The sequence below is a fragment of the Wolbachia endosymbiont of Brugia pahangi genome (assembly GCF_012030695.1).
Lineage (GTDB): Bacteria > Pseudomonadota > Alphaproteobacteria > Rickettsiales > Anaplasmataceae > Wolbachia.
In genome coordinates this window covers 1,065,501-1,072,967 of the sequence record NZ_CP050521.1, presented here as the reverse complement: position 1 = coordinate 1,072,967, position 7,467 = coordinate 1,065,501, and the positions used below count along the sequence as shown (strand labels likewise).

General features: G+C 34.0%; 4 protein-coding genes, 1 tRNA gene and 1 pseudogene. 4 read left to right on the top strand and 2 right to left on the bottom strand.

Features of this window, described 5'->3' with window-relative positions:
* The first annotated feature begins 410 nt into the window (after nt 1–410).
* The gene (locus WBP_RS05240) at nt 411–1,226 is read left to right on the top strand and encodes a transporter associated domain-containing protein (RefSeq protein WP_167896338.1); all 816 of its coding nucleotides are present in this window, start codon (nt 411–413) and stop codon (nt 1,224–1,226) included.
* A gap of 1,962 nt (nt 1,227–3,188) precedes the next feature.
* On the opposite strand, the pseudogene WBP_RS05230 reads toward WBP_RS05240, so the two are convergent.
* Nucleotides 3,189–4,356: pseudogene (locus WBP_RS05230) on the bottom strand (IS66 family transposase).
* Nucleotides 4,357–4,760: 404 nt separating this feature from the next.
* A tRNA-Asp gene (locus WBP_RS05225) sits at nt 4,761–4,834 on the bottom strand.
* Between the two features lie 182 nt (nt 4,835–5,016).
* Here WBP_RS05225 and rpsB point away from each other — a divergent pair.
* From rpsB to pyrH, 3 genes are read left to right on the top strand one after another with little or no spacing between them, the layout of a single operon-like run.
* Nucleotides 5,017–5,865: a 30S ribosomal protein S2 gene (rpsB, locus tag WBP_RS05220; protein ID WP_041571601.1), complete on the top strand. Its 849-nt coding sequence runs from the start codon at nt 5,017–5,019 to the stop codon at nt 5,863–5,865.
* A complete protein-coding gene (gene tsf, locus WBP_RS05215) occupies nt 5,846–6,715 on the top strand; it encodes a translation elongation factor Ts (protein ID WP_167896280.1) in 870 nt (289 codons plus the stop codon). Before rpsB ends, tsf begins: the two co-directional genes overlap by 20 nt.
* Before the next feature lie 10 nt (nt 6,716–6,725).
* Nucleotides 6,726–7,466 (top strand): UMP kinase, encoded by a 741-nt coding sequence (gene pyrH / locus WBP_RS05210; protein ID WP_167896279.1) that lies wholly within the window; start codon nt 6,726–6,728, stop codon nt 7,464–7,466.
* Nucleotide 7,467: the final 1 nt, after the last annotated feature.

The following is a 7,467-nucleotide window of genomic DNA, read 5'->3' as shown; positions in this document are numbered from 1 at the left end:
TCTAGCCAGCTCGCTCTCCTCTTTCATATATTAAGGTATAATAATAGTAGTAGTAGTTTTGTCAACAACTTGTCATTGACTCAAAACTCGGTTAAGATTCTTGTTACTTAACTTGTGAATAAATATGTTAGTAACTTCTGCATACCATTGATTTTCTACTGTAATTTGTGTGTATAAGTAGAATGTTTAGAGTGTTAGTAATCTTCTCTTATGGAAAAGGGTTTTGTATTGTAGGCTATTGCATAGTTGTGTATATGCCAGTGAAGAAACTGTTAACCAATTGTTAGTATCTGGTATCGACAAGTAATTCACAAATTAGTTTGACATTATTCACATGCTTATTAAACATTTGACAACAGTTTTCTTGATAAATCTGATCTAAGAACGTTTTGGCTATTACAGGAAGCAGACTGAGTAAAAAAAGAACTTTGATAGAAAAAATAGCATATGGGGCTTTCCTATTTTTTTTCAAAAGGGTCCGCATGTTAAAGAAGTGTGCAACCGAAGCGTTAATGAAAGATCTACCGGACCTTAGTATATTTAATGGCCTGCTGAAGTTCCACGATTGCAATATAATTGACATAATGACTCCACGTACGGAAATATGCGCAGTAGACATCGAGTCAAGCAGACATGAGATAATAAAAAAGGTAAAAGGTACTTGCCTCACCAAAATATTAATCTATAAGAATAATTTTGATAACGTAATAGGTTTTTTTTATATAAAGGACGTTCTCTTTAGTGAGAATAAGAATTTTAATCTAAGGAGCCTCATACAAAACGTGATATTCGTTCCACCATCAATGAAGACTACTAGTCTTTTTATTAGGATGAGATCCTCTAAGTCATATTTAGCTGTTGTATTGGATGAATATGGTGGAACTGACGGTTTAATTTCAATGACTGACCTTATGGAGGAATTAATACCAAATATTAGTAGTGAAAACGAGCCTTTTGAACATGTCATTGTTAAATTATCCCAAAATAAATATGAAGTATCAGCAAGGGCTCCTGTAAAGGATATAGAAGAAAATTTGAAAATAGAATTACGTGATCCTGAAGAAGATTATGCTACACTTGGTGGCCTAATTCTTTCGATCGCTGGTAGAGTGCCTTCTGTAGATGAAATCATTAAATACAAAAGTGGCGTGAAGTTTGTCATAAAAGACGCAAATGAGCGCTATATCAACAAGGTAATATTGGATTTGAGTGATTACGAGAGCTAGATCAATATTTCCTGCAAGGGATGTAATGTTAGGGTAGATTCTGGATGTAATATGCTCTGGCTTGGATCTTAAGGTGAACCCTTCTGCAAGCCATATAGTTTTGCCTAGCTATAATTTAGGTAGCTGGGAAAGCCCATTTTACAGGCCTTAAGAACCCTTATATGGGGATGTTTTAGACCTAAAATTTATCCTTAATCTTTATTTAAGTGACAAAAGCACATTATTAAACTAGGTGTGTTATGTTTAATTTTTCTTATATAGACACTCCATGTCTTTATAAATTTTTATCTACGTTAGCTGAATCTCGCTTATTAGGTAATGTAATAAGCGCCAAGTTTTTGAGAGAACAGTAAACAACTCACATTGCATTGTTCTTTATTTAAGAATTAGTTCAAAAATCAACTAACCTTCTTTTTTTTATAAAGAAATTATTTGAAAAACTTCTGCATTACCCTTATCGTGACGTTATGGATATTTATAATTCCAAGGTTGACTACTTACCAAGCATATAAGACATTAATGTCAAGTTCCTACAAGAGATATCACTAGGTTTTTTTACCTTTTTTCTACTTATTAAATTTCTTATAACCGTTCACGGAGATAAGGGATTTACAAAGTGATTGTAAAAGTGTAAAGACATGAGAAGCTAAGTATGGAGTGGGTATGATAACAGGGCTGCAGAAAAGATTGTGGCGTACAAATCAAAAAACGCTAATCTCAAAGAAGAAATAAAGGCTCTGATTATAGAAAATGATGGCTTAAAAGCAAAAATAATTGAGCTAGAAGATAAACTGGGCTGAACTCAAAAAGTTCATCTCTACCACCATCGCAAGATATATATCGCAAAAAAACAAAAAAGAAAAGTGATAAAAAACCAGGAGGTCAGCCAGGGCATAAGGTATATAAGTGAGATTTGATGGTAGCAAATATAGTAGTAGACTATACAATTTTATCAGGTTTGTGTGTGTGGAAATAAGGTTGTTTTAGAAGATGAAATTGTCCATTAAAAGGTAAGAATTACCAGAAATCAAACTAATCGTAACTGAGTACAGGTTGCAAAGAAACTATTACAGAGCTTGTGATAGGAAGGGTTCAGCTAGTTTAACCATGGGGGTTTCAAGATGTCTTCTAGGGTTCAATGCTAAAACAACAATTAGCAGCCTAAGTGGCTTTTTTATTAACTCGAAAAGAAAAGTACAACAAATTTTAAGCAGTATATTTAACCTCAATATAAGTCTTAGTTTAGTATCAAAGACTGAGCACAGAGTATCAAAAGATGCGCATCTGAATATGAGAAAATGAAGGAAGAATTGAAAGAAACCTGCATATAGATGAAACATAGCACAGAAATCAAGGAGAAAGAGGCTGGGTTGGGTAATAACAACAAAGCGCTCTGACACTTCTAAAGATGACCGAGTCTCGTGGCAAGAAGGTGTTGCAAAGTTTACTGCCAGAATACAATGGCATAGTTGTAAGTAACAATACGCTGTGTACAATTATTTTAGTCTTGAAAATAGATAGATATGTTGGACACATTTGACAAGAGATTTTGAAAGATTTGCGTATAGTAAAAATATTGAAGTGAGCAAAATTGGCCAGGCGCTCAAGTCACTCAACAACAGAGTATTTGTGGTACAAAAGCAAAAAAATAAAATTTGGTAGATGATTTAAGATTTTATCAACTAATGTAAAAATTTTGAAAAAGGGTAGAACATCTTTTGTGTAAAATGACTAGGGTTATAAATGGTACTCAAACTTTGAGGATGGCTGCCAAGATGTTAAGATCTGAGGATATGGAAGTTTTTACGAAAACTTGAAGTGATAGATACAACCAATAACCTTGCAGAACGGTAAATGAGGCGCTATGTAATCTATTGTAAGAACAGCTTTTTCACTTGGTCAGAACGTGGAGAAAGATTCATAAAAGATGTTGTCGATATTTTTATAACTGTATCCATTCAGCTAAGCGGTGTGAGAGACGATAGATAGGAGATTATGGAAAGGGTTTAGCTCCTTTTGTTTCCATGTTAAGTATAATGAAATTACCCATTCAAAAAATGCATTTCTTTGTCCCGATTATGTAAGATATGGGTTTTTGTATAAACTATATAATGCAGTGTTTGCCGTTCAGTATGGTTGTTCGTTAGCAGAATGTTTCCTGGATCATCCAAAAATTTCCACATCGTCCTTTCAACTTCAAAATATTTTTTGCAACTCGAGAGGCTCCAATTGTTTTAGGTAACTGGGATATCTCCTTCAAGTAATACCTTGTGCACTTTCACAATTTTCTGGTACGCCTGACAAATCTTAAAATATCTATCTCATTCTTTAGTAAGGCTCTTTTAGTGCAAATAACTCAGCAGCAACGTTTCTTTTAAATAACAGGCGAGAACTTTGACTTCTCTGTTACAACTATAGGCTAATCTTTCAAAATCTCTTGATAAATGAGTCCAACAGATCTGTCTCTTTTTATCAGTAAAATAACTGTATGCTGCATACCTGTTAGTTATTACTAAGCTATGACAATTGCAGAATTTACTATTTTTTTAAACTTTCATTCCTCTTAACTCTGTCAACTTTACAAAACTTGCCGTATTACTTGTAAACATCCAGCGCTAACTAAGCTTACCTTTATTGTAATGGCTGGTTTCGTCAATATAAAGAACTTTGCTTGTACTTACTTCTTGTTTAACTGCTAATACATTTCTTCACATTTTGAAGCTATTCTATGTTCACTATTTGATATGCTACCAACACTTATGTTCACATTGAAAATGTCATTATAATATTCGCTATTCCATATTTCGAATTTTTATAAAACTTGCTGAATGCTGCAATTATCAACTTAACTCTTGGCCTAAATGTGTCTGGTATAACACCTTCCGGTAAGTTGATATTCCATTACATAAGACTCGATCTTCGGAAGATCAACTTGGTGGATGTATGGTTTATCAAATAATGAATTTTTTGAATTTAAACCGAGCTTTTCCTTTAACTCAGCATTTTCTATTTTCAAAATCTTGTTCTCTGCCTTTAGACTTTCATTCTCTCTTTCCAATCTTTCTATTTTTGCTTCTAACTTTGCTATTTTCTGCTCCAGACTTCTGTAAAGTTCTAAAAGATTTACCATATTACCTCACTTTTGCTCTATCGTTATCTTTTATACTACCTTGTCTATCTTATTTTGCTACTCCGCTGAATGGATACGTAAATTTCTAAAACGTTTATGGCTAGAGCTTAGTTGCGATAAAAAACAGCTGAGTCGCGGTTATTAAGTATTTAAGATATAAAAAAATGCAATGTTTCTAAATAGATATTAACCAGAGTTTCTTTTGCCCTTTTTTCTATTTGGTAAATTTCTTAAATATTAAAGTAACTTAAGAGCAGTGGCATTATAAAATACTAATATTTAAAATAATAACTATTTGTTTTTTTCTAGGTCATGTAAGAAGTCTATTCCACTGTGCTATTATGTACTTAAATTAGGGTAAAAAAATTAATATAGCTGGTTTAAAACTGTACTAAAACGATATGCGGGAGTGATGAGACTTGAACTCACGACCTCATGCGTGACAGGCATGCGCTCTAACCAACTGAGCTACACCCCCTGCTTCCTTTTAGCATTATTAACTTTAAAGTTAATAAATGTGCTGCCTTTTGTCAATATTTTTTGTTTGCATTTTGTTGTCTTTTATATTACCATGTAAATGATTTAATTTCACACATGGCTCATGCAAGTAGTCCTAATTAAAGGTTGTGCCATGGAGGGTAAACTATTTGGAGGATGAATATGGCAAATTTGCCTGAAGTTACTGTACGTGATTTAGCTAGGTCTGGTGTGCATTTTGGTCATAAAATTAGTCGCTGGAATGCAAAAATGGCTCCATATATATATGGAGTGCATCAAGAAAATCGTATACATATAATTGATCTGCGGAAAACATTACCATTGCTACAGGCAGCCATGAAAGTTTTGTATAATGTTGCATTTCAGGGTGGTCGTATTCTGTTTGTTGGTACAAAATTTCAAGCTTTGGATATTATTGCAAGTGAAGCGATTCGTTGTGGTCAATATTACGTAAATTATCGATGGCTCGGTGGTATGCTTACTAACTGGGGAACTATTTCTTCTTCGATAAAGACACTAGTTCAATATGAGAAGGTACTGAATGCTGAAAATAGCATTTTAACGAAGAAAGAATTAGGAAATATTGAAAAAAAAAGGCAGAAACTTGATAAGGCGCTGGGTGGTATTAGAGAGATGGGAGCAGTTCCAGATGTTTTATTTATAATTGATACTAATAAAGAGCACATTGCAGTCAAAGAGGCTGAAAAATTAGAAATTCCGGTAGTTGCAATACTTGATACTAATTCTGATCCAGATGGTATTACTTATCCTATACCGGGAAATGATGACTCAAGAAAATCAATAGAACTCTATTGTAGACTGGCTGCTGACTCTATATTAGCTGGAATGGAATCTAGTTTGGCAAGATCTGGAGTTAAAGTTGGTGATATAAAAGATGAAGAGTTTATTCAAGAAAAAGGAGATAGTATTATACGAACTAAAAAGGGGCGTAGTAAAGTTTATAAAGAAGATGAAAAGGAGGTAGTAACGAATGAAGATGAATCCAGATAATATAAGAGAACTACGTGACAGGACAGGGCTTGGTTTGAGTGATTGTAAAAAAGCTTTAGAGGAGTGTAGTGGTGATATTAAGGAAGCTATTGGCAAATTACGTGCAATAGGACTTGCTAAAGCTGATAAAAAGATTGATAGGGTAGCTTCAGATGGACTAATTGCTATGCATTTGGCTGAAAGCTGCGGTGTGTTAATTGAATTGAATTGTGAAACTGATTTTGTTGCAAGAAATGAGAAATTTATAGAATTAATTTCAAATTTAGCGTCGATTGCTTACCAAGAACGCTGTACTAGCATTGATAAGTTAAAAAATGCTAAGTATGAAGGTGTTGGCACAGTGCAGGAGGCTATCATGAATGGTACATCGGTTCTTGGTGAAAAATTGGAACTAAGTAGACTTTGTTACCTAGAAGCTAAAGACGGAGTTATTGCTGGTTATGTTCATGGTGATGTGCGTGGCTTAGGTAAGACTGGTGCTTTGGTTGCATTACGATCATCTGGCGATAAGTCAAAGTTGCAAGAGGTTGGGAAACAAATAGCAATGCATGTAGTTGCTATGAAACCTGAAGCTCTTTCTATAGATAACTTAGATCAAACAAAGATGAACAATGAGCGTTCTATAATTGAAGAGCAAGTAAAAGGCTTAAATAAACCTGAAGAAGTGACGAAAAAAATAGTAGATGGCCGAATGGCTAAGTACTATGAAGAAGTTATTTTACTAGAACAAAAGTTTATAAAGGATGATAAAATGAAAATTTCTGATTTTATGAGGTTAAGTGAGTCTAGTGTGAATTCTCCAGTTGAATTGTCTGATTACAAGTTGCTTGTTTTGGGTAGTAAAAGTTAAGTAGTTAGAAATGCATGCCTCAACGGGTAAAGGAAGTAAAGTAAAGTACTCCAGGGTGTTATTTAAAATCTCTGGTGAGGCTCTGATGGGATCTCGGCCTTTTGGCCATGATATGGAGGTCATAGATCAATTATGCAAAGATATATCTGATATTTATAAGCTTGGAGTTCAGGTATGTATTGTTGTTGGTGGCGGTAATATCTTTCGTGGTGCATACGCATCTTTGAGTGGTTGTGAAAGAGCGAGTAGTGATTATATTGGAATGCTTGCAACTATAATAAATGCTTTAATTTTACAAAATTTTTTAGAGAAAAATTCAGTAAATTCTAAGGTACTCTCTGCAATACCTATGGTCACTATATGTGAACCTTATATAAGGAGGAAAGCTATTCATCATTTAAAAAAGGGTAGAGTAGTGATCTTTGCAGCAGGCACAGGTAATCCATTTTTTACTACAGATACAGCCGCAGCTTTACGTGCTGTTGAAACAAATTGTGATGCTATCCTAAAAGGTACACAAGTAAATGGTGTATACTCTGCTGATCCGAAAAAAAATGAGGATGCTGTAATGTATGATAGACTTTCTTATATGGATTTATTGACTCGTGATTTAAAAGTCATGGATGCATCAGCAATCTCACTTGCGCGTGAGAATTCTATTCCAATTATAGTTTTTTCTTTGAAAGAAGAAAAAATAGTCAATATCGTTAAAGGTCACGGTACTTACACCATAGTTTCAGATTGTGAATGAT

Coding starts and splice junctions, on each gene's coding strand:
- rpsB (WP_041571601.1), top strand. CDS start 5,017: ATGGCAAATTTGCCTGAAGTTACTGTACGTGATTTAGCTAGGTCTGGT.
- tsf (WP_167896280.1), top strand. CDS start 5,846: ATGAAGATGAATCCAGATAATATAAGAGAACTACGTGACAGGACAGGG.
- pyrH (WP_167896279.1), top strand. CDS start 6,726: ATGCATGCCTCAACGGGTAAAGGAAGTAAAGTAAAGTACTCCAGGGTG.